Source organism: Pedobacter sp., assembly GCF_041645105.1.
In the GTDB taxonomy this organism is placed as follows: Bacteria; Bacteroidota; Bacteroidia; order Sphingobacteriales; family Sphingobacteriaceae; genus Pedobacter.
In genome coordinates this window covers 889,993-913,059 of record NZ_JBAZQQ010000002.1, presented here as the reverse complement: position 1 = coordinate 913,059, position 23,067 = coordinate 889,993, and the positions used below count along the sequence as shown (strand labels likewise).

Sequence of the window (23,067 nt, the reverse complement as noted above, 5' to 3'; positions counted from 1 at the left end):
AGAAAGTTAATTTCTCCTGATCAACAGTAATGCTTGGAGGTGGAGGCAATTGGTTTTCTACTACAGTAACACCTGCAGAAACCGTATAACATCCATTCGCATCAGTAAATCGAACTGTATATATACCTGATTCTGTGGCTACATATTTTTGATCGGTTGCTCCAGTGATCTCATTGCCATCTTTGTACCACTGGTTACCAGTACTAGCAGAAGATACCAGTTCAACTGAACCTCCTTCGCAGAAAGTTAATTTCTCCTCATCAACGGTAATGCTTGGAGGCGGAGGCAATTGGTTTTCTACTACAGTAACACCTGCAGAAACCGTATAACATCCATTTACATCGGTAAACCGAACTGTATATATACCGGATTCTGTGGCTACATATTTTTGATCGGTTGCTCCAGTGATCTCGTTGCCATCTTTGTACCATTGGTTACCAGCAGCTGATGAGGAGATCAGTTCAACTGAACCTCCTTCGCAGAAAGTTAATTTCTCCTGATCAACGGTAATGCTTGGAGGCGGAGGCAATTGGTTTTCTAATACAGTAACACCTGCAGAAACCGTATAACATCCATTTACATCAGTAAATCTAACTGTATATATACCGGATTCTGTAGCTACATATTTTTGATCGGTTGCTCCAGTGATCTCATTGCCATCTTTGTACCATTGGTTACCAGTACTAGCAGAAGATACCAGTTCTACTGAACCTCCTTCGCAGAAGGTTAATTTCTCCTGATCAACGGTAATGCTTGGAGGCGGAGGCAATTGGTTTTCTAATACAGTAACACCTGCAGAAACCGTATAACATCCATTCGCATCAGTAAATCGAACTGTATATATACCTGATTCTGTGGCTACATATTTTTGATCGGTTGCTCCGGCAATCTCGTTGCCATCTTTGTACCATTGGTTACCAGCAGCTGATGAGGAGATCAGTTCAATTGAACCTCCTTCGCAGAAAGTTAATTTATCTTGATCAACACTGATCGTTGGAACTGGTAGAGGAGCCAAAATTTCTACAGTTACACGATCAGAGCTCCTTTCACAACCAATTGCATTGGTAATAATAACTGAATATTCACCAGACTCTTCAGCAATATATTCCTGATCCGTTGCCCCAGGTATATCTTGGCCATCCTTAAGCCATTGATACATGGCTCCAAGTCCTGTTGTAAGTCTCACCTTGTTGCCAGCACAAACCATTAAATCATCATGATTAATTACTGGCTTAGGGAAAAGCACCAGATTAATCACCTTCGGATCAGATTTCACACTCCAACAACCCAACTCATTTTTAATGGCAAGCGTATAAGTACCATGCTCAAAAATCACCAACCTATAGCTATTTTCATTTGGAATAAGTACCCCATTAAAATACCATTGATAACCTTTGGCATTCACTGGATCGGCAGTAAGCAAAACACTCCCATCTTCACAAATATTCCTTGTACCTGCTATTACAGGTTTAGTAGGAATATCATTTACTATCAAGATCACCTCATCAGATATTGTGGAACAACCCAGCGCCGAGGAAACAATAACCCTGATCTTCTTCTCATTGTAAGTCAAAGGAACAGCAGAAATATCTAGAGTTGAGGTAGTCGAACCAGCAATGCTCCCAGCGTCAGTAAAATCCTTCCAAACATTACCCTCTAGATATTGCCACTGATAAGTATCAGTATCAGCCGATTCAACTGAAAACACAGCGTTACTACCTTCACAAACAGTAACAGATTGAGGATGTTTAATAAAAACAGGGAGAGTATGGACAAGGATCAGATAAGTAGTATTTTCACGTTCATTCCCCAAAGTTCCAACTGTGAAATTAAATATCCCGGTTGATGTTGGCGTACCTGTAAAGACAACCTTACCATCAATTATCTCAGCATTTAACCATAGAGGCTTTCCACTAATAGTATAATTAACACCACCAGTAGCCAATTCGTAAGCAAATGATGGGATTGACGTTCCAACACAAAAATCCAATGCTTTAACTATGTTGTATTTAATATTATTACAAACCTCAACTGCAGTTCCATTCCTGCACTCCTCATGTGGATCAGTCGGCGGAGTATTTTCAAATATCTGGTTTGATGCATCTGGATCCGTTACGTCGTTTGGTCGCATAATACTAACCTCAACACCAAAACCGTTTAAGGGAAAAGCTTGAGTAATTGTCCCAGTTATTACATAATCAATTTTACAGTTATTTGGAAGATCCAATTTAGCAGAAACAGACTGACTATTTATTACCGGGCTGCTTTGAGCCCCGCAAGAACCAGTATTCATGAAATCAACATTATCTATTTGTAAACCAACGGGTACAGCAAATGCAAACTTAGCACCAGAGACATTACTAGGTCCTTTATTTTCGACTGTAACTCTATATGTTACCGTACTACCAAGATCTTTTCCAGTAAGCTCTGCATAAATACTGGTAATCTTTAAATCAGCAACTTTTACTGAAACATTTAATGGTGTTGCAGCATCATCACTCAACATATAAGCCCATGTATCCATAGCCTTGGCATCCCCATAACTACTACCACTTCCATTGATATATGATGACCATATATGCCCATTTTCCTTACTTGAAATTCCAATACTAGTATTTACAATTGGGTAAGGTTTTTCTGAGTCATTACTAACAATATCCGAATCATCCCAATAAACTCGATCACTATAAATACTCTCATTTAATGAAGTACTTTCAATACCATAAGTACCATCATTCTTCGTTAATTCTATAATGATCCCATTCGGATTAATTTCCATATCTAAAAAAGGAAAATGAACTTCAGAAGATGTTAAACGTACTCTCACTTCAGGGATAATGGTGTTTGCAGGCACAAGAACTCCAATACCATCCGTACCATCCCATTTTATAATATTCTCATCTTTAACTGCTGAACCTGTTAATACTTTCTCTACTCCGCCAGGAATCGGAATAACAATCCTATAAGTTCCAGGAACATTCGCATCAAAAGTAATATATCCCCCCTTTTGCCCAGCCTGATCAGGTGTATCCTCAGCACCTTTGAACTTAACATTTGTTATTACCGGAACAATAGCTTCTCTTTTTAACCAGGTAGTTGTCTTATTAACCCCATTTATACAAACATTTGCATCTGCCGGTAAATCCGCTGCAGGAGGATTATAAAATAATTTATGTGTAATCAAATTTTTCAATAAATCATCCTGAATCCGGGGATCATGTACGTGGTCTACAATTGTTTGGTCACTAAAGTTTAAACTTTTATATAACGGCGCACCCGTGCCATCAATAAAACCTTTATTGTTGGCAAAAAAAGTAAAACCATAGCCGTTATTCCCATTATTATTAACGAAATATGCTCTCCCATCTCTTGTTAAAACATAATTTTTACCATGATAACTTTTATTTGAGTTCTTAAATTCCCCTGCGATCCCAAGGTTTAGCACATTAGCATATACCCGTCCCTTAACCCAATCATTATCCGCAGTATTCCTAACGGAAATATCCCAGGCTAAAATAAAACGATCATTCTTATCTTGAGTCCAAGATGAATTAGCTAAAACGTCTACAGCATTAGGTCCTGAAGCTGGTGATGGATCAGGATCGTTTGGTGTAGAGAACTCTACACGCCAAATCCCTGCCTGGTTTACCAGAACTTTATGATAAAAAGGAGTATATTTATTTATTGTTGCCGCCTCATTTGGTCCACTAGGCCCATTTAATTCCTCTACTCGATTCTTAATTTGTCCTACAGTAGAAGTAGAAGTAATGACTACCCCATTTGGACTAGTCAAAGTTATTCCTCCAAATTTACCAGAGGTTGTCATCCCCTTAATACTCGAACCTACACATATCCATTCTCCGGCCTTAACATATACGTAATGTGTTCCACGAGTTTTAAAAGGAAAAGATGGATGATTATCAGTAGTTACTGTAGCATACATACTAGCTCTCGCCCCTAAAGCTCCATTTGGATATAGATCCTTACTACCTTCTGCTTTTACGTTAAAAGAGATAAAGACCAAAAAAAGCAGCGCCAATAAATAACTTACTTTGAGATCAGTCATAATATCGATTCTGAGCGCTTTTCGCATAGTAAGTGATTACGCAATTTTCCTTAAAATAAAATCATATTTTCCACTGACAAAATAATCAGAATTTATATCATTTTTCAAAAATAATGAATAAAAAAAGCGCAAGTTAATAATAATCGAGCCAAAAAAATAAAATCAGTACAAAAAACTAATTTAAACACAAATAAAAGCATATTTATAATTTATTAAATAAAAATTAAAATCAAAAAACATGATAATAGCGTGTATTTTTGAGCAAATAATTACACATAACGAGTAAATCATCATCATAAATTTTCAATAAATAACTATGCCAATAAAACTATTCATCAACAATAACGGACTGAAATTATAAACAATGCAATATAATCCGATTAAAATTCGATTAGAAACCAGCAGCAACAACAACAATTACACTATAAAGAAACAACGGTTAATCAACCCTATATACATCACCGAAAACAATCTATTAATAGATAAATGATTAAAAATGCCTAATGACGCAACATATTGTAGAGCTAATCCACAGTTTCCAAAGAACACCGAAATCATAAACATCTGAAATACAATAAAATAACAAAAACAAATAATTCAGGCACGATAATGAACCATACCCTATTCATAATTAACTAGAATTTTAACAATTGAAAACGAATATTATGAAAAAGATCATTTTATCAGCAGCATTTTTAGCCGTAGCAGGATTAGCCTCAGTAAAAGCAAGTGAAATTAAAAACCCGATTGAGGTTATCGCATATCAAGACAGTACTACAAAAACTCCAGTTGAGCTAAAAGATCTTCCAGAGCCAGTTAAAGAGGCTTTAAAAGCAGATACAGTTAAAGAATGGACTCCAACAGCTGCATTTTTAGTTACTAATGCAGACAAAACAGAATACTACTTGATCAATGTGAAAAAAGGAGAAGAAACAGGTTCTCTTAAAATTGACAAAGATGGTAAAGTAGTTCAATAATTTGAATTTCAATGTATCCAAATAAAAGAGGTAGTATCACATCATGATACTACCTCTTTTGCATAACAAAAACTATTCATTAAATATTATCGTTGGCAACAATCCGCACCAATTCTCCTTCATTTATTATTTTAATTTTTCTGCCGCTTATAGTTAAAGTATTGTGTTTCGCAAATTCATTCAACACCTTGAATAAAGTTTCATAAGTTGTACCAGCAAATGACGACAAATCCTGTCTGCTCATTTCAACATTAATAACCCCATTTTCATCTTGTCCAAACTGTTGTTTAAGAGAAATAAAAGACTGGGCAATTCGAGCCTTCACGGACATATGAGCAAGATCACGCATTCGTCTATGTGAATTCTGTAACTCATTGGCATAAAACTTCATAAGTTCATACGTAAGATTTGTATTGACTTTAAGTGTACTTTCAAAAAAAGCAATATCCAGAAAACAAACTATAGCAGGCTCAATAGCTGTTGCAGAAACTGGATACAGACGCTCCTCACCCAAGCCCATATGCCCTACTATATCTCCAGATTTAGCAAAACGAATAATCAACTCTTTTTCTTTATCCCAACGCTTATGTACTTTAAAAGTACCCTCGTACACAAAAAAGATTCCACCAACAGCATCCCCCTCAGTAAAAAGCAATTCACCTTTTTTCACTTGAAAATTTCGCTTCCTAACAGCAAGAGCCGGTAGCCATTCCGGCAAACACAGCTTGCATAAAAAACACTTATTAAGATCACAAAGATTATTGCATTCTTTCATTCTTCAAATATGCAAAATTAAGACGGCCTGCCAAACCTCTTCAGCAAAAAACCAAAAGCACAATAAACATTATAAAAACAATATAAAAACAAAAAATTAAACCATAATATTAAATATAAATATATTTTAAACAATGTTATTATTTCAAAATACAAACTCCAAAACTTATCTTTGTAGCTTGTTAGCACACTTTTAAAACAGAAAAGACATATACACTGATGAAACCATCAAAAAACAGTATTCCAATTGCTCCCTTACTTCCTAGTCTAATGCCTGCCTTGCCCAAAGGCAAAAAAGAAATCTTATTCAAAAAACGCCTACTCCAAATATCTCTGCTATCTATTGCCGTTGCAGTATTAATCAGCATCATTGCCAAAGGATTAGTCTTGTTGATTAATTTAGTTACCAATATTTGTTTTTACGGAACCTTTGCCTTTACATTTAGCAGCCCCGCTAATAATCAACTTGGCTTATTTGTTATTGTATTACCGGTTATAGGGGGAGTATTGGTTGGATTAATGGCCTTATTTGGCTCCAAAGCCATTAGAGGACATGGTATACCTGAAGCTATGGAGCAAATTCTAATTAACCAGAGCAAAATCAAACCATCTATTGCATTTTTAAAACCCATATCTTCCGCTATTGCAATTGGATCAGGAGGTCCTTTTGGTGCTGAGGGGCCCATAATAGCTACTGGCGGTGCATTGGGTTCTACAATAGGTCAATTATTTAAAATTACCTCTAATGAGCGCAAGATAATTCTTGCTGCAGGTGCAACAGCTGGAATGTCGGCCATATTCGGTACACCAATAGCTGCTGTTTTCCTTGCTATTGAATTGTTATTATTTGAATTCTCGCCAAAAGCGATTTTACCTGTAGCATTGGCTTGTATTACCGGAGCAGCAGGACATCAATTACTTTTTGAAACAGGACCTGTATTCCCAATGCCAAATCTTGAGGGGCCAAGCAATCTTGCACTTGCAATTTATAGTGGAATGGGTATTCTTATAGGATTTATGTCATTAGGACTTACCAAAGTAGTATACTGGATTGAAGATACTTTCGAAAAACTTCCTATACATTGGATGTGGTGGCCGGCAATAGGTGGCCTTGCTGTAGGTATCATTGGATATTTTGCTCCCCATACACTCGGCGTGGGATATGAAAATATCATCAGTATGCTCTCAGGGAAAGCTACTCTTGCATTAATGCTCAGCTTATGTTTTTTTAAGTTTCTATCCTGGGCAATAGCTTTAGGAAGTGGTACATCAGGAGGCACCCTAGCACCATTGTTAACAATTGGTGGAGCGGCAGGCGCTTTACTTGGCACTTTAGTCCTGATGTTCTTCCCTCAATCAGAAATCAACATCCCTATGGCTGCACTTATTGGCATGTCTTCCATGTTCGCCGGTGCTTCAAGAGCCTACTTAACCAGCATCACATTTGCATTGGAAGCTACTATGCAATCACATGCCTTACTACCCTTACTTGGAGCATGTACAGCCTCTTATTTAGTTTCCTTTTTCTTTATGGAAAACACCATCATGACAGAGAAAATAGCCAGAAGAGGCATCTACACCCCTGATGCTTATGAACCTGATATACTACGCAGAGTCACAGTTTCACAAGTTATGGGAAAAATCAACTCCATTCAAGAGCAAATTATAAATGAACTACTAAAAAGAGAAATACCTATTTTAAATCCTAATGACCCTCTGTCCAAGGCAGTAGAGCTAATGGCATCAAGTGGAGAAGAATATTTACCAGTTGTACTGACTAATGGCTCAAATGAAATTGTTGGCTTGCTTACCCATAAAGATGTTCTTCATGCCTATAAATTATATCATAAAGAAAACCAGGAAGTAGGCATTAACCTCTCACTTAAAAGACAGCGCTTAAAAATGATGATCAGAAGTCGTAAGTTAATGGACAAAACAAAGAGTTAAAGTATCTTATCCAAAGCTGTTAACATTTTCATCCAGGAAGATCTAGAGCCTTCTATAAAATGTTCCCATTCAGATGGCATTTCATGGGTAAGTGTAAGCTCAGTTCCAGTGGGTGTAGGTATAATATCAATAATTACACGTGAATTATCTGGTAAATCTTGTTTAATGGCCCAGGTAAAAACGAGTCGCAAAGGTCTTTCCACCTCTGTATATTCTCCTACATGGTCAATTTCAGTATCCTCTCTGCGGACAACATACGAAAATGATCCACCTTTTTTTGCATCAGTTTTAAGACTTACAATCTCTTCATTCCTCACTTCAGGTCCAAACATAAATCTTCCAATCATAAATGTATCCAGCCATGCATCAAAAACATCTTCAGCAGGCACAGAGAAATGGTAAGTTACGGTTGCATGAGCAGTCAGTTCAGTATTCATAATACGTAGTTTTAAGTTAAACAAATATAATCCATTGTTGTTTTATTCAAACATCCCCAATCCTACGGTCATCCAGAAGGCATTCATAATTCTAAATTTTAACATTCAATAATTCTTCAAAAAGGTAAAAAAAATGCGTTATTTTAACCCATGGAAGAAATCATTGGCAAAGTAAACGATCTGGTCTGGAGCAATGCACTCATTTTGCTCTGTATGGGAGCAGGCATTTATTTCTCAATAGTCACACGTTTTGTACAACTCCGATACATAAAAGAAATGATAGCCTTGCTTTTTGGTGGAGCAAGCTCTTCCAAAGGCGTAAGCTCTTTTCAAGCATTTGCCATTGCCATTTCTGGTCGTATTGGCACTGGAAATATTGCTGGAGTAGCAACAGCTATTGCTATGGGTGGTCCCGGAGCAGTTTTCTGGATGTGGTTAATTGCCTTTCTAGGTAGTGCATCCGCATTTATTGAGGCTACATTAGGTCAGATTTACAAACAGGTAAACAATGGACAATACCGTGGAGGCCCAGCTTTCTATATTGAAAAGGGTCTCGGTATTAAATGGTATGCCATTGTATTTGCTGTAGCCACTATATTAAGTACAGCATTATTTTTACCAGGAGTTCAAAGCAATAGTATTGCTTTAAGTATGACCAATGCATTCCAAATACCTGTTGCTTATACTGGAGCCACAGTAGCGATATTATTAGCATTAATCATTTTTGGTGGTGTTAAACGTATTGGTAAAGTAGCTGAAATCGTCGTTCCTTTTATGGCTGGCGCATACATCTTAATGGCTGTTATCATTATGTTTATGCATGTACAGCAAATCCCATCAGTGCTTATTCTTATCATCAAATCTGCCTTCAAGCTGGAGCCGGCATTTGCTGGAGTTTTTGGTATGGCTATAGCCTGGGGTATAAAAAGAGGAATATATTCAAATGAAGCTGGTCAGGGAACCGCCCCTCATGCTGCCGCAGCTGCAGAGGTTAGTCACCCTGTAAAACAAGGCCTTGTGCAGGCATTTTCAGTATATGTAGATACACTTTTCGTATGTACTGCAACTGCTTTCATGATTCTTTTTACTGGCCAATATAACGTCATAAATCCTGATGGGGGTTTTATTGTAGAGAATCTACCTGGTGCGGAAATAGGCGCAGAATATACTCAATATGCAGTAAACTCTCATTTTCCATCTCTAGGAGCCGGTTTTGTGGCTATATCTCTATTATTTTTTGCCTTTACGACCATCATGGCCTACTATTATATTGCTGAAACCAATCTCAGTTACCTGGATAAAAAAGGTAGAAAATGGGCAATATGGGCACTCAGAATTCTGATGTTAATCGCAACTTTTTATGGCTCTGTAAAAACTGCGGAAGCCGCATGGACATTAGGCGATATTGGTGTGGGTGTAATGGCCTGGTTAAACGTAATTGCCATCTTGTTACTACGTAAACCTGCATTAAAGGCTTTTAAAGATTACCAGCAACAGAGACGAGCTGGCAAGGATCCTGTATTTAATGCTGAAGCATGTGGTATTAAAAATACACAAGAGTGGTAAATCATACCATAATCCATACCGGGGCATGATCGCTGGAATGCGGCCACCCACGTACGTCTTTGTCAACAGCCGCATATTGTAATCTACTTTCTAAAACTGGGTTTAATAAGAAATGATCCAACCGTAAGCCAGCATCCCTGCCATAAGCATTACGCAGATAATCCCAAAAGGTATAAATGCTTTCATCCGGATATAATTTACGAATAGCATCCGTCCAGCCTTGCTTTAATAATTTCTCAAACAATTGTCTAGCTTCGGGTCTAAACAGTGCATTATTCACATATTTCTCTGGCTTATAAGTATCTAATTCTGTTGGCATGATATTGTAATCGCCAATCAGCGCTACCGGCATATCAAAAGATTGAAGCTTGTCAGCATGAGCAATCAATCTTTCAATCCATTTAAGTTTATAATCGAACTTAGGTCCAGGAAAAGGATTCCCGTTGGGTAGATATAAACAACCTATTACTACATCATTTATAAATGCTTCAATATATCGGCTATGTAAATCTTCTGGATCTCCATTAAGCCCTCTTCTTGTTTCCTGAATTTCCCCATATCTGGATAATATCGCAACCCCATTCCAGCTTTTTTGTCCATGCCAGATAGAATGATAACCAGCATCCAACAATGATTTCTCTGGAAACTTGTCATCAGGTGCTTTCAGTTCCTGTAAACAAACTACATCAGGCGAAGCTTCTTTCAACCAGCGTAACAAATTCTCTAATCGTGCATTTATCCCATTGATGTTGTAAGTAGCAATCTTCATAATGATTGTTAATATAAACGTTAAACACAAGAGCAAACAAAAAGGTTTACAAAATCAATATTCGAATATATTTATAATTTTACCCTTCAACAAGAAAATCAACCGTGTACAAAATATCATCACTATTGGAAGAGATTAAACATAGACACTGGGAACTTCCAGGAGGTAAATGGCAATACTATCAGGAATGGAATGATGCTTTATTTCTACACTTTGAAGTAGAGCTAAACTTCTTTAAAAACCTTATTCCAAAGAAATTAAACATCGATCATTTTAACGGGAAATATTATGTATCCCTGGTTGCATTTAAAATGCAGAACATCAGACCAAGAAATCTTCCAGCAGTTAAGTTTATTTCTGATTTCTATGAAATAAATGTTAGAACTTATATCGATAACGATAATAAGAAAGGTGTTTACTTCATTAATATCGAAGCCGAAAAACTTCTTTCTACCTTCATTGCAAAAACGCTATCAGGACTACCTTATGGTAAATCAAAAATTAAAAGAAAGCAAACCGGATATTCAAATTATAACGCACAAAAGCAATTACATTTGAAAGCAGATTTTGAAGTCCTTGATCAGGTTTCCGAAAAGACCGATTTTGATAAATGGATAACTGAAAGATACTGTCTTTATCTAGACAAAAGCGAACGCATTTTAAGATACGACATCCATCATAAGGAATGGGATCTAAAAGAGATCAAATTAAATTCCTTAGAACTGAATTACAGCTTTGATCAACTTATATTGTCTAATCACAACCTTAAAAGCCATCATTATTCCCCTGGAGTAAAGGTCGTTTCCTGGGATTCCACAGAAGTACTCTTATAACTTATTTGATAGAAAAAAGGGCTAACTTAAAAAGCTAGCCCCGAGATATGTTTTTGATATTTGATGAATTATGCTGCTTCCTTGCGTGAAAAAATAAGTGAAGCAATAACTGAAAGAACCAACACTCCTCCTACTATTGATAATGACAAAGGAGAAGAGATATGATAAAGTGGGGATATTACCATTTTAATACCTATAAATGTTAGTATAATGGCCAATCCATATTTCAATAAACTGAACATATAAATAAAATTTGCTAATAGGAAATAAAGTGCCCTTAATCCCAAAATAGCAAATATATTAGAGGTGTATAAAATCATTGGATCATCTGGCGCTATAGCAAAAATGGCAGGTATAGAATCTACAGCAAACAACAAATCGGTAAATTCAATTACAGCAACCACAACCAATAATGGAGTAGCCATCTTCACACCATTTTCTACGGTAAAGAACTTTTCTCCATCAAAATTTTTGCTCACCTTAAAAAACTTATAGATTAGTTTCGCTCCCGCATTCTTTGTGTAATCTTTATGTTCATCTTCTTCAGAATGTCCGGACCACGACTTGATACCTGCATAAATCAAGAATAAACCGAATAAGAATAAAACGACATTAATTTGAAGTGTATGTCCAAACAATACCATTTCAGGCAGATAAGTCAGATTAATAAGTCCAACGCCAGCAAAAATAAAAATTGCTCTAAACACTAAGGCTCCAATTATACCCCAAAACAATACTTTATGATGTAACTCTTTTGGAACCTTAAAAAAACCGAATACCAGAATAAATACAAACAAATTATCTACAGACAATGCCTTTTCTATCCAATATGCAGATTGAAATTGTGTGAATTTTTCAAATCCAGAAGTTAGGTAAATGACTCCACTAAATCCCATTGAAAGCGTAATCCATACAACTGACCAAATTGCGGCCTCCTTACTGGTTACGGCATGAACCTTTTTATTAAAAACACCCAAATCTAAAAGGAGCATTCCTATTACTACTACTGCAAAACCGGTGAGCACACCAGGATGATTAATCAAATTATCCATTCTTATATATAAAATTTATTTTTAAGGTACAATCGAAAAACGTCCAAAGCAGAATTATTTAATTTTATCTAATGATTTACGACTGTTTATCGCTAACGACTTGTATTTACTGGGCGTAAAGCCAGTAAGCGATTTAAATTGAGTTGACAAATGGGCACTACTGCTATACCCCATTTTATAGGCTATTTCATTCAAATTCAACTCACCATATTCCATAAGCTCTTTAACCCGCTCAATTTTTTGCTGAATAATATACTTTTCAATAGTCAAGCCTTCTACTTCTGAAAACTGACGACTTAAATAAGCATAATCTTTATTTAGTTTATCGGAAATTTGCTTAGTTAAGCTATTTTCTATCTCATTAAGATCCGAATAATGAACCAATTCAATCACCTGATTTTTAATCTGTTCAACTAACTGATCTTTTTCTTTATCTAAAAGCTCAAAACCAAGTGACTGTAAGGAGTCACCAATTTTTTGCAACTGTTCTTCAGTAGGTTCTGGAGCAACCTCTATCTTACCTAATGAGATTTCATTAACTTTTAAGCCAAAGCCTTCTAATTGTTGTTTCACAATCATAATGCAACGGTCGCAAACCATATTCTTAACATATAACATACACAAAGATAAAGCAATTCTAATCCATCTATCCTATTCCCTGTCAAAAATCCCGCAACAATTCTTATACAATATTTTCAGCCTTGAACGCATCTTGTATACAATTATTATCTTTGCATATCTTCACAAGCCTGACCACATTTTTTTGGCTTAAATTTGTGCTGAATCATAAAAAAACAAAATGACTCAAAAAAAATACTTTGGTCTGATTTTAATATTAGGATCACTTACCGCACTTGGTCCTTTTTCTATTGACATGTATCTGCCTGGATTCCCTGCAATTGCCGACGATCTAAATACCAATACATCAAGTGTAGCATTGTCTTTATCCAGTTATTTCATAGGTATTTCTGCCGGACAATTGTTGTATGGCCCTCTTCTTGATAAATTTGGAAGAAAGAAACCACTATTCATTGGTCTGCTTGTTTACATTCTGGCTTCGGCAGGTTGTGCTTTTGCGAACAGCATTGACGCACTGATCGGATTAAGATTTATACAGGCACTAGGTAGCTGTGCAGCTACTGTAGCCTCCGTTGCTATGGTACGCGATCTATTCCCAGTAAAAGACAACGCCAAAGTTTTCGCCTTATTGATGCTCGTATTAGGTGTTTCACCGATGATCGCTCCCACTCTTGGTGGATATGTAACTGTTGCTTTCGGCTGGCACACCATCTTTTTAGTTCTACTTGGTTTAGGCGTATTTAACTTAATTGCAAGCTGGCTCTGGTTGCCAAACAGTTACAAACCGGATGCAAACCTTTCCTTGAAACCTAAACCTATCATCAATGGTTTTTGGACAGTATTTAAAACTCCTCAGTTTTATACCTACGCGCTTACAGGTGCCCTCGCTTTTTCAGGTTTATTTGCTTACATATCTGGTTCTCCGCTAATTTTTATGGAGATATTCCAAGTGAAAGAAGAAACTTATGGATGGATTTTCGCGCTCCTATCTATAGGCTTTATTGGTTCAAGCCAGGTCAATACCTTATTGCTAAGAAGATATACAAGTCAGCAATTAATTTATGCAGCATTAATTACACAAACCATTACTGCTCTGATATTTTTGATAGCTAGCATTAATGGATGGCTTGGCTTATATGAAACTACAGCATTACTTTTCATTTTCCTTTGCTGCCTTGGTTTTGTAAGTCCAAATGCATCTGCCCTCTCTCTATTGCCATTTTCAAAAAATGCCGGAACGGCTTCAGCATTAATGGGTGCAATTCAAATGGGTATTGGAGCATTAGCTTCAGTAGGTGTAAGCTTGTTTAACGTTAAATCGGCAGTACCGACTGTTAGTATAATGACCTTATCATCTATTCTTGCTATTGTTATCTTATATTTTGGCAAACGTAAAATAGCCGATCTACCCGCTTAATTTTTATTTGTTCCCAACGTAGGGGTAAAGCTTCATCTCGTTGTCCTATTTTAAAATAAGACAAAAATGAACTTTACAATTCTCAAAACTAACACTAGTCTAAAGACCTTAAAAATCACGGCATGCCTCCTGCTCTCCTTACTGGCTTCCAATTTATTTGCTCAGGAAGATAAAACAGTTTCATCTCATAAACTCCATTTTGGACTAATCTATCCGGTAAGTAGCAATGGCACACATGCTCCATTAGATACGAATGACTTTTCATTCCATTTGATTGCAGGTATATCAGCAGCCGAAAGAGGTGTCGCATTTGCTGGTCTGTCTAATATTGTTCGAAATGATACTAAAGGTTTTCTTTTAGCTGGATTCTCAAATCATATTGGGAAGCAGGCCAATGGCGGACTTTTCTCTGGCTTTTTAAATATGTATAAAGGCGGTCAGGTATTTGCTTTAGGTGGATTTGCAAATATCTCAACTGGAGATATTAAAGGAGCTCAATTCTCTGGCTTTATGAATCTGGCAGGCAATATAAAAGGTTCCCAATTCACAGGTTTTATCAATAAAGCAAAAGATATAGATGGTGCACAAATTGCTGGCTTTATCAATGTAGCAAAGAAAGTAAAAGGAGTGCAATTTGCAGGTTTTATGAATGTAGTCGATAGTAGTGATTATCCAATCGGCATTATCAACCTGGTGAAAAGTGGTGAAAAAAGTATCAGCCTTACAACCGATGAAACACTTACCACTCTACTCTCTTTCCGTTCTGGAGGAAGAGTATTATATGGAATCATAGGTTTAGGTTACAATTTCAAAAATACTGATGAAGTGTATGCCTTTGAAGCAGGTTTAGGAGCACACTTATTCAAATCCAACTCATTCAGATTAAATGCTGAAGTCTCAGGTGTCGGCTTAGAGAGTTTTAAAGCTGGTGAGTACATGAAGACATCACTTAGGCTATTGCCAGCGTTAAAAATAAGCAAAAACCTGGAAATTTTCGGTGGTCCATCCTTCAACTACTTAAATACCAGCACCGCAGAAGGTCGCAGTTTAAACCAAAAGCATATCACAAGTTGGGAAAATAAATGGGGAAATAACTTCCAGGCGCTATACATTGGGTATGGTGGAGGACTTCAATATATATTTTAACATCAATCATTAAAAACATAGTTATGAGATTTTCATTATTAATTACATGCATAAGCATCCTATTTATCGGATGTTCAAAAGACAGGTTAACAGCTAGTGGCGACAAAACAACTGACATCCGTTTTCCCGGAGAATTTACAGGTGTTAACTCCAGTGGATCAACTCCAGTTAAAATCAGTTACGGCACTGAATTCAAAGTAGAACTTAAGGGCTCTGACAATCTTATTCCCTATTTCAAAACCAACATTATTAACGGCACATTATATTTAGGCTATGAAAATGCAAGTGTACAACATGATGATATTGAAGTATTCGTAACACTCCCTGTCATCAGAAAAATGGCTTTAAGCGGTAGTGGAAAGATAAATATCGAAGGAGATTTCCCTGCCATAAATGAACTAAAAATCTCCATTAGCGGTTCAGGTGATATTTTGGTAAAAGATGCATTCGAAGCAACAAAAATACTGGTAAATATATCCGGATCTGGAAAAGCAGATTTATTAAAAGTAGTCGCTGAACATGCCGATGTTGATATATCTGGCAGTGGCAATGCCAGCTTGACTATACAGGATAAATTAAGAGTAGAAATAAGCGGAAGTGGAAAGGTTTATTATAATGGAAGTCCGGATGTTGATGCAGATATAAGTGGATCTGGAAAAGTAATAAAACTATAAAACATCAGAACATGGTATTAGTTCAGGTCCTAATGCAACGTCTTATGATCAGTATTACAATAATATTAATACTCAGCCAGACCTCTTATGCGCAAAATGGAATTGACCAGATCAAACTGTCTAAACCTAATGGTTGCAACATGCTGTTCTTCCTGCAACGTGATCCTGACACTAATACTGTGGTTTATGAATTAAATTTTAACAATGATGGGACAATACAAAAAAATGCTCCCATTAAGGCTTCATGGATTAGATATAAAGAAAAACAGAAGTTTAAAGAATTGACAGCCCTTGAACAGAAATTTGCTTATGGCATACTATCTAAGCTAATTGCTGAAGATGAATATGAAATTAGATTAGTAGCCTATAAAAAAATGCCTATGTATTTAAAAAAGTCAGGAACGGATCAAAAATACCATCTTTACATTAAAGATGAAGGAAAAGACCTCCTTTTAAAAAGAGTATTTATAAGAGTAAATCGTGGTAGCTTTTGGTTCCCAAAGGTTCAATACATAGATTTGATTACGACTAACAGCATTACTGGAATGGAGATTTTAAAAAGAATAAAGACATGAATCCCCAATATCTGTTTTATGACGACAGGGCTTTTGAACAATTGTTTAAGAGTCATTTTAAAGCCTTACATGCTTATGCTTCCGTTATTTTAAAGGATGAAGATGATGCTGAAGAAATAGTCCAGAATATGTTCTTAAAATTCTGGGAAAAAAGAGAATTACTTGATGTGCAAACCTCTATCAAAGCCTATTTGTATAAATGTGTATACCATGACAGCCTTAACCTTTTAAAACACCAGAAAATAAAAACAAAATATCAGGACTTTGTATCCTATTCGATGAATAAACAACATTTACCTGCTTCATCTAAGGTGGAAATGACAGAACTGGAATCCAACCTTAGGCTGGCACTTAATGAATTGCCAGAACAATGTCGTACTATATTCCAGATGAGCCGCTTTGAAGAACTAAAATATAGGGAAATAGCTGAACGGATGGGCTTATCAGTTAAAACAATAGAAAATCAGATGGGTAAGGCTCTTAGAATACTGCGTTTAGAATTGGCAGACTTCCTTTCGCTCATTTTATTAGGTCTGATGTATTATAAAGATTACTTTAATTAAGAACGGCATGACTGACGAACTATTAATAAAGTTTCTATTAAAAGAAACAACTGAAGATGAACATATCTCAGTACAAAACTGGATGAATGCCTCTCCTGCTAATAAAGCGCATTTTATTAAACTTGAAAAAATCTGGGACAGCAGTAAAAATCTATCCACGAAAAAAGATATCAGTGAAATTGAGGCATGGGAAAGATTTAAACAAAAAGCCCATAAAAAGGAACCAGAGATCATAAACATAAAACCAAGCTTCAGTTGGTTAAAAATTGCGGCTATGTTATTTGTCGTAGCAGCCTCATGGTCTTTATATGAAATACTTTCCCCTGTTTCTTATATCCCTGTATTGGCTGGTAATAAAGTAACTACAAAAACACTACCTGATGGTTCTGAAATAACTTTAAATAAAAACTCAACCATCACTTACGCGAATAATTTCAGAAATAACAGGACCATTCATCTTGAACAAGGAAGCGTGTTCTTTAATGTGGTTCATGATGAAACAAAACCTTTTGTAATTGACATAGACAAGGTTTCTGTACTTGTAGTAGGAACTTCTTTTAACATCAAACATTTAGAAGAGCAAACGGAAGTAATTGTTGAAACAGGAATAGTAAAAGTAAGTTTGGGTAAAAAGGAAATCAACCTTCAAAAAGGGGAAAAGGTAATTATTAACAACAATGTGGATCAGCTGGTTAAAACACAAAATACAGATCAGCTTTATAATTATTACCGCAGCAATGAATTTGTCACAAACAATACTCCGCTCTGGCATATAATAGAAGTGATCAACGAGGCATATGGTTCAACAGTAATTATTAAAGATTCAGCGATAAAGAATCTTAGTTTGAATACCACTTTAAAAACCTCCGCAAGTCTGGATGACAATTTACAAGTTATATGTAAAACGCTTAATCTGACTCTTGTACGTAACCAAAACGAAATTATATTGTCTAAACACCAATAATGAAATTAAAGATAACTCTTGTACTCTTTTTGATTACCGCATGTGCAAAGGCTCAGATGCAAATTCCGGCCAATTATCATAACCTGGAGAAAAAGGTAACCATTGAAGTAAAAGATCAACAGATATCTCAAGTACTACAAAAAATAAGCAGAGCAGGAAACTTCTATTTCTCGTATAGTGGAACTTTACTTAAACAAGATAGTCTGGTTAGTATTAGTATAAGAAACAGTCCAGTAAGAGAGATATTAAATCGATTGTTTAACAACAAAGTTGATTATACAGAAAATGGAGAATACGTTATCCTTAGATATGCTGCGAACCACTTTACTATAGAGCCGGAGAATATTACGACAGCTGAAAAACTATACCTGATTAGTGGTTATGTAATTGATACACAAACAGGAATAAAAGTAAAACAGGCCAGTGTTTATGAGAAACGATTATTGCAATCAACCCTTACCGACAATAAGGGTTTTTTCAAGTTAAAGTTTAAGGGGGATCATAATGAGGTGATATTGACTGCAAGTAAGGAAAATTACCGGGATACCACTTTGATTTTTCTATCAGATATTAAAATAAAACCCGAGGGTTATAATGATCACGAAAGACGCAGAGGTAATATGGGAGATGACAATATTGAAAATTCAGGCCTAGGCCGATTCTTTATCTCTTCCAAACAAAGAATTCAAAGTATTAATATTCCTGATTTTTTTGCCAATACACCTTTCCAGGCGTCACTAACTCCAGGATTAAGCTCACATGGCAACATGAGCTCACAGGTTATAAACAAGGTTTCCTTAAATGTTCTGGGTGGTTATACTGCGGGGACGGATGGATTTGAAATGGCTGGATTATTTAACATTACTAAAGGTGATGTTAGAAAAATGCAATTTGCCGGGCTCTTTAATCAGGTAGGTGGTTCTGTATATGGAATACAAGTTGCAGGTTTACTAAATGATGTACGAAGAGAAACGAAGGGATTTCAGGCAGCAGGTTTGTTAAACCATGTAAAAAAAAATACAGAGGCTTTTCAGCTCGCAGGTATTGTTAATCTGAGCCGAAAGAACATGAAGGGGTTTCAAGCAGCAGGGGTTGCCAATATTATAGCCGAGGACTTTAGTGGTACACAAATTAGTGGCGTCGGCAACTTTGTATCTAAAAATGTAGATGGCATACAGATTGCCGGTGTATTTAATTATGCGAAAAAATTAAATGGTTTTCAATTAGGGCTCATCAACGTTGCGGACACCTCTTCTGGTTATAGTCTTGGCTTAATTAACATTATAAAAAACGGATATCATAAAGTAAGTCTTTACACCAACGAAACAATAAATACCAATATCTCTTTAAAAACAGGTAATGCAAATCTATATACTATCTTATTTATTGGGATGAATATATCAAATCAGGAGAAAATAAAGACGGCAGGGATTGGTATAGGTCATGACTTTATACTCAACAAACGACTGGCTATTGGGCTGGAAATAACCGGACAATTATTATACCTTGGAAATTGGGACGCAGATAATTTACTCAATCGATTACAGAGTAATTTACAATTTCAACTATTTAAAGGCTTTACCATATTTGGAGGTCCATCATATGTCATATATAATGGAGACTCTTCCATAGGTTCCAGCACTCCAGGATATAATCAGAATATAGTACCATCCAGACACACAAACTTTGGGAATGCGACAAAAGGTTGGCTGGGTTTCAATGCGGGAATCACTATAATGTAAATCCCTGCAAAACAAAGCTTTCCCATTTCTTGTTATATGAACATGGGACCCTTTAATATTAAAATTGGTTTTGGAAAAAATGAGGTGGCGCTGAAAATATTACCTACCACAGAATACTATATTGTACTTTATTACGATTGCATTGTCGGAGCTATAAAATTGGATGAAGATGGGGACTCATGGGAGCAAGTACCAGATGATAATATTGCTAAAAGTCATATTCCCCTTTATGAACCAGATTTAAACGCAGATCGCCTGGACTTTGTTTTATGTGAACATACCATAAATTATATTGGAGAAGAAATCGCAGCTTTTTTAAAAGAAAATAGTCATTAAGCATATTCCTCAACTGGACTAGCAACAATTTCACAATATGTATTTATAATTAATCTAAATAACTATATTTGCAGCGCACCATAATAACTAGCATTGCAAAACCAGACAAAAGATACAAACGGTAATAAAAAGATCCGAATCGATAAAGATACGTTCGAGACGATCTATCAAATGTATTGGGAAAAAGTTTATGCTGTTTGTTATAACAATATCAGGGAAATAGAACCTGCCAGAGAAATGGTACAAGATATCTTTAAATCTGTTTGGGAACGTAGACATGAATTGGAACTGGAAAATGTAAACAACTATCTAATCCGTTCTGCAAAATTCAAAACTTTCGAGTACATAAGAAATAAGGTAAGCCAGCAGCAACATATCTGTATAAAATATCAGGACTGTACTCATTCGTCCAATTGCACAGAAGAGAAAGTGCTATTTAACAACTTAAAAGAGAAAGTAGATATTTTGGTCGATACCTTACCCTGTCAATGCCGTCGAGTATACAAAATGAGTCGTGAACAAGGCCTTAGTAATAAAGAAATTGCCGCAGCCCTGCTAATTAGTGAAAGAGCTGTAGAATACCACATTACCAAAGCATTATCAGTACTAAGAGTTAATCTTTCCAATTATTCTTCATAATTTTTTTAAAAGCATTACGGGTATTTGCTAGTTATGCTACTTATATTTTATCTAAGTTTGCATTTAATATTAAAATAGGCGTTACAGCTATAATGAAGATCAGTAAGGAACTTATAGAGCAATATCATAGAGGCCAATGTAGTCAGGATGAACGTGATGCCGTTGAATTCTGGTTATTCTCTGGGGATAGTGATGAAGCTTTGCAGCTTCCATTAACTGAAGAAAAGTTGGTACACAAAGCCGAAATCTGGAAAGAAATTGAGCGTATAATTCCAATTGCTCCGGTCAGCCCTACTTTGAAAAAAACAGGAATACACCGTTATTCATTTTGGACAGGTGCTATTGCTGCATGTCTCCTGCTAGCTATACTTTCCGTTACTACTTATTACATTACAAGAAGTAAACATGAAATGCCCTTGATTGCTATTAACAATTCATCATTAAATGTTAGGCAGCTTGAAGCTAACGCTTATAACATTTCTATAGGTCCGAATACTTCTGCTAAAATTGATAATAACAGTGGCATTGTAAACCTTTCTGGAAGTTTATTAATTAGTCCCAAAAAGGATATTACACTCCAATTTGAAGGGAGTCAGGAAAACATAGTATTTAAAGCTGGACAAACTTATATTGTTCTAAAAGGAGAAGATGGAAATGATAAAGTTATTATCATAAACGAAAAAAACATTATGGATCTTCCTCCGGTACTTCAAAAACAAATCATCAATGAGTTTAAAATTTAAGCGCTCGCAGTTTCTTTACTTATTGCTTTTTTGTTTAACAGCTTGTACTCAATCTCCAGAAGCCTCTGGAGATAATAGTGATAAAAAATACAGCATTTACATTCTCGCTAAAGATGGCAAGGAATATATCATAGAAAGCAATTCATTAAATGAAGGTGAATTAAAACCAGAACTGGATGGCGCAGATCTAAGTAATATCCCAGTTAGTCGGGGAGCTATTGTAAAAAAAGGCTTTTATTATCAATTAGATAGAAAAAATCAATTATTGGTCAAATATAAAATTCTGGATAAACAATTAAAAAAAATAGCTTCTGTCCCTTTAAAAGACTTTTCTATTGAAAACTATTATTGGAAAAGTGCAGATACACTTTTACTAACAGGCCTAAATTCAACTGATTTCTCTCAAGTAAAGTATGCAATGATTAATACGAAGGACATGAATCAAGTTGCCGCTGGCAATTTAGATATTCCTCGTCCTTCAGGTCGTTTTAACAATATGTCTGTAGGCTTTGTTGAATTGCGAGGGCAGCAGCTTTTGTTAGGCTATACCTATCATGAACAACTTAGCACCGCGAATTATACAACTAGTGACACAACCTATATTACTGAATTCAGATTCCCATTGATGAAAGTAGTGAGAACCGATAAAGACACTCGTTCAACCTATCCGGGAGGAGTAAATACCATCCAACCTTACTCATTTAATGACGAACAGGGCAATTATTATTTTATGACCTGTCCGGGCATTGCTTTGGGCAACCGCCCTGAGTTACCTACTGCCATCATGCAAATTAAAGCAGGTGCTAATGCCCCAGATGAAAACTATTTCTTTAACCTTAGTGCTTCTGCAATTCATAACCATGCTTACGGCATGTGGTATCTTGGCAACAATAAAGTTATCGTCAGATCTGAAAGAAAAGATCTTTTTAAAGATTTAAATGATCATTACAGCACTGCACATTTTGAATTTTACATCGTCGACCTGATCACTAAAGCAATACAAAAACTTGATCTTCCATTAGATAAAGGGACACGAAGGCAATGTGTAATCGTAAATAAAGATGATGCTTATATTTCAGTTAACTCTTCAACAGAGGGGAACTATGTTTGGATCTATAACAAAAAAACAGGCAAACTAAAAAAGGGCTTACAGCTATCTGGAAACACCGATTTCATCCTTAGAATCGATGAATTAAATCCTTATTTAGAATTATTTTAATATTTCTTGTTTACCACCTTCGGTAAACATGCAGTTATGCTACCTCCTA

Annotated in this window: 20 protein-coding genes and 1 pseudogene; 15 read left to right on the top strand and 6 right to left on the bottom strand. The window is 36.0% G+C overall.

Going from position 1 to position 23,067, the window contains the following annotated elements:
* Positions 1–4,066 (bottom strand): annotated as a pseudogene (locus tag WC623_RS10145) (hypothetical protein); the annotation flags it as partial.
* 665 nt (positions 4,067–4,731) lie between these two features.
* Between WC623_RS10145 and WC623_RS10140 the strand changes: the two are divergent.
* A complete protein-coding gene (locus WC623_RS10140) occupies positions 4,732–5,043 on the top strand; it encodes a hypothetical protein (protein ID WP_372850554.1) in 312 nt (103 codons plus the stop codon).
* Between the two features lie 79 nt (positions 5,044–5,122).
* On the opposite strand, the gene WC623_RS10135 is transcribed toward WC623_RS10140, so the two are convergent.
* Positions 5,123–5,713, bottom strand: coding sequence for a Crp/Fnr family transcriptional regulator (locus WC623_RS10135; RefSeq protein WP_372850552.1), 591 nt, complete (start codon positions 5,711–5,713; stop codon positions 5,123–5,125).
* Positions 5,714–6,036: 323 nt separating this feature from the next.
* Here WC623_RS10135 and WC623_RS10130 point away from each other — a divergent pair, with 323 nt between their 5' ends.
* The gene (locus WC623_RS10130) at positions 6,037–7,764 is read left to right on the top strand and encodes a chloride channel protein (RefSeq protein WP_372850550.1); all 1,728 of its coding nucleotides are present in this window, start codon (positions 6,037–6,039) and stop codon (positions 7,762–7,764) included.
* Here the strand turns inward: WC623_RS10130 and WC623_RS10125 are convergent.
* Entirely contained in the window at positions 7,761–8,201 is a 441-nt protein-coding gene (locus tag WC623_RS10125; protein WP_372850548.1) for an SRPBCC domain-containing protein, read from the bottom strand. The genes WC623_RS10130 and WC623_RS10125 overlap by 4 nt on opposite strands.
* Before the next feature lie 150 nt (positions 8,202–8,351).
* Here WC623_RS10125 and WC623_RS10120 point away from each other — a divergent pair, with 150 nt between their 5' ends.
* Entirely contained in the window at positions 8,352–9,767 is a 1,416-nt protein-coding gene (locus tag WC623_RS10120; protein WP_372850546.1) for an alanine/glycine:cation symporter family protein, read from the top strand.
* A 1-nt stretch (position 9,768) separates the two neighbouring features.
* Here the strand turns inward: WC623_RS10120 and xth are convergent, their stop codons facing one another.
* Positions 9,769–10,536, bottom strand: coding sequence for an exodeoxyribonuclease III (gene xth / locus WC623_RS10115; protein ID WP_372850544.1), 768 nt, complete (start codon positions 10,534–10,536; stop codon positions 9,769–9,771).
* Positions 10,537–10,640: 104 nt separating this feature from the next.
* Here xth and WC623_RS10110 point away from each other — a divergent pair, with 104 nt between their 5' ends.
* Positions 10,641–11,369 carry a YqjF family protein gene (locus WC623_RS10110; RefSeq protein ID WP_372850542.1) on the top strand — a complete coding sequence of 243 codons (729 nt, stop codon included), beginning with the start codon at positions 10,641–10,643 and terminating at the stop codon, positions 11,367–11,369.
* A 68-nt stretch (positions 11,370–11,437) separates the two neighbouring features.
* Here WC623_RS10110 and WC623_RS10105 read toward each other — a convergent pair whose 3' ends face one another.
* Positions 11,438–12,421, bottom strand: coding sequence for a TerC/Alx family metal homeostasis membrane protein (locus WC623_RS10105; protein ID WP_372850540.1), 984 nt, complete (start codon positions 12,419–12,421; stop codon positions 11,438–11,440).
* A 54-nt stretch (positions 12,422–12,475) separates the two neighbouring features.
* Complete coding sequence (locus tag WC623_RS10100; protein WP_372850538.1) at positions 12,476–13,000, bottom strand: helix-turn-helix domain-containing protein; 525 nt, start codon at positions 12,998–13,000, stop codon at positions 12,476–12,478.
* A gap of 220 nt (positions 13,001–13,220) precedes the next feature.
* Here WC623_RS10100 and WC623_RS10095 point away from each other — a divergent pair, with 220 nt between their 5' ends.
* From WC623_RS10095 to WC623_RS10045, 11 genes are all read left to right on the top strand, one after another.
* Positions 13,221–14,417 carry a multidrug effflux MFS transporter gene (locus tag WC623_RS10095; protein ID WP_372850536.1) on the top strand — a complete coding sequence of 399 codons (1,197 nt, stop codon included), beginning with the start codon at positions 13,221–13,223 and terminating at the stop codon, positions 14,415–14,417.
* Between the two features lie 66 nt (positions 14,418–14,483).
* Complete coding sequence (locus tag WC623_RS10090; RefSeq protein WP_372850534.1) at positions 14,484–15,563, top strand: hypothetical protein; 1,080 nt, start codon at positions 14,484–14,486, stop codon at positions 15,561–15,563.
* A 23-nt stretch (positions 15,564–15,586) separates the two neighbouring features.
* A complete protein-coding gene (locus WC623_RS10085) occupies positions 15,587–16,237 on the top strand; it encodes a GIN domain-containing protein (protein WP_372850532.1) in 651 nt (216 codons plus the stop codon).
* 11 nt (positions 16,238–16,248) lie between these two features.
* Positions 16,249–16,812 (top strand): DUF4833 domain-containing protein, encoded by a 564-nt coding sequence (locus WC623_RS10080; protein WP_372850530.1) that lies wholly within the window; start codon positions 16,249–16,251, stop codon positions 16,810–16,812.
* Positions 16,809–17,375, top strand: coding sequence for an RNA polymerase sigma-70 factor (locus tag WC623_RS10075; RefSeq protein WP_372850528.1), 567 nt, complete (start codon positions 16,809–16,811; stop codon positions 17,373–17,375). Before WC623_RS10080 ends, WC623_RS10075 begins: the two co-directional genes overlap by 4 nt.
* Before the next feature lie 7 nt (positions 17,376–17,382).
* Positions 17,383–18,339, top strand: coding sequence for a FecR family protein (locus tag WC623_RS10070; protein WP_372850526.1), 957 nt, complete (start codon positions 17,383–17,385; stop codon positions 18,337–18,339).
* Positions 18,339–20,081 carry a hypothetical protein gene (locus tag WC623_RS10065; protein ID WP_372850524.1) on the top strand — a complete coding sequence of 581 codons (1,743 nt, stop codon included), beginning with the start codon at positions 18,339–18,341 and terminating at the stop codon, positions 20,079–20,081. The genes WC623_RS10070 and WC623_RS10065 overlap by 1 nt, the downstream gene beginning before the upstream one ends.
* Positions 20,082–20,123: 42 nt before the next feature.
* Positions 20,124–20,417 (top strand): hypothetical protein, encoded by a 294-nt coding sequence (locus tag WC623_RS10060; protein WP_372850522.1) that lies wholly within the window; start codon positions 20,124–20,126, stop codon positions 20,415–20,417.
* A gap of 93 nt (positions 20,418–20,510) precedes the next feature.
* Complete coding sequence (locus WC623_RS10055) at positions 20,511–21,056, top strand: RNA polymerase sigma-70 factor (RefSeq protein WP_372850520.1); 546 nt, start codon at positions 20,511–20,513, stop codon at positions 21,054–21,056.
* A 92-nt stretch (positions 21,057–21,148) separates the two neighbouring features.
* Positions 21,149–21,799, top strand: a complete 651-nt coding sequence (locus WC623_RS10050) for a hypothetical protein (RefSeq protein ID WP_372850518.1) — start codon at positions 21,149–21,151, stop codon at positions 21,797–21,799.
* Complete coding sequence (locus WC623_RS10045; protein ID WP_372850516.1) at positions 21,783–23,018, top strand: hypothetical protein; 1,236 nt, start codon at positions 21,783–21,785, stop codon at positions 23,016–23,018. Before WC623_RS10050 ends, WC623_RS10045 begins: the two co-directional genes overlap by 17 nt.
* Positions 23,019–23,067 lie beyond the last annotated feature (49 nt).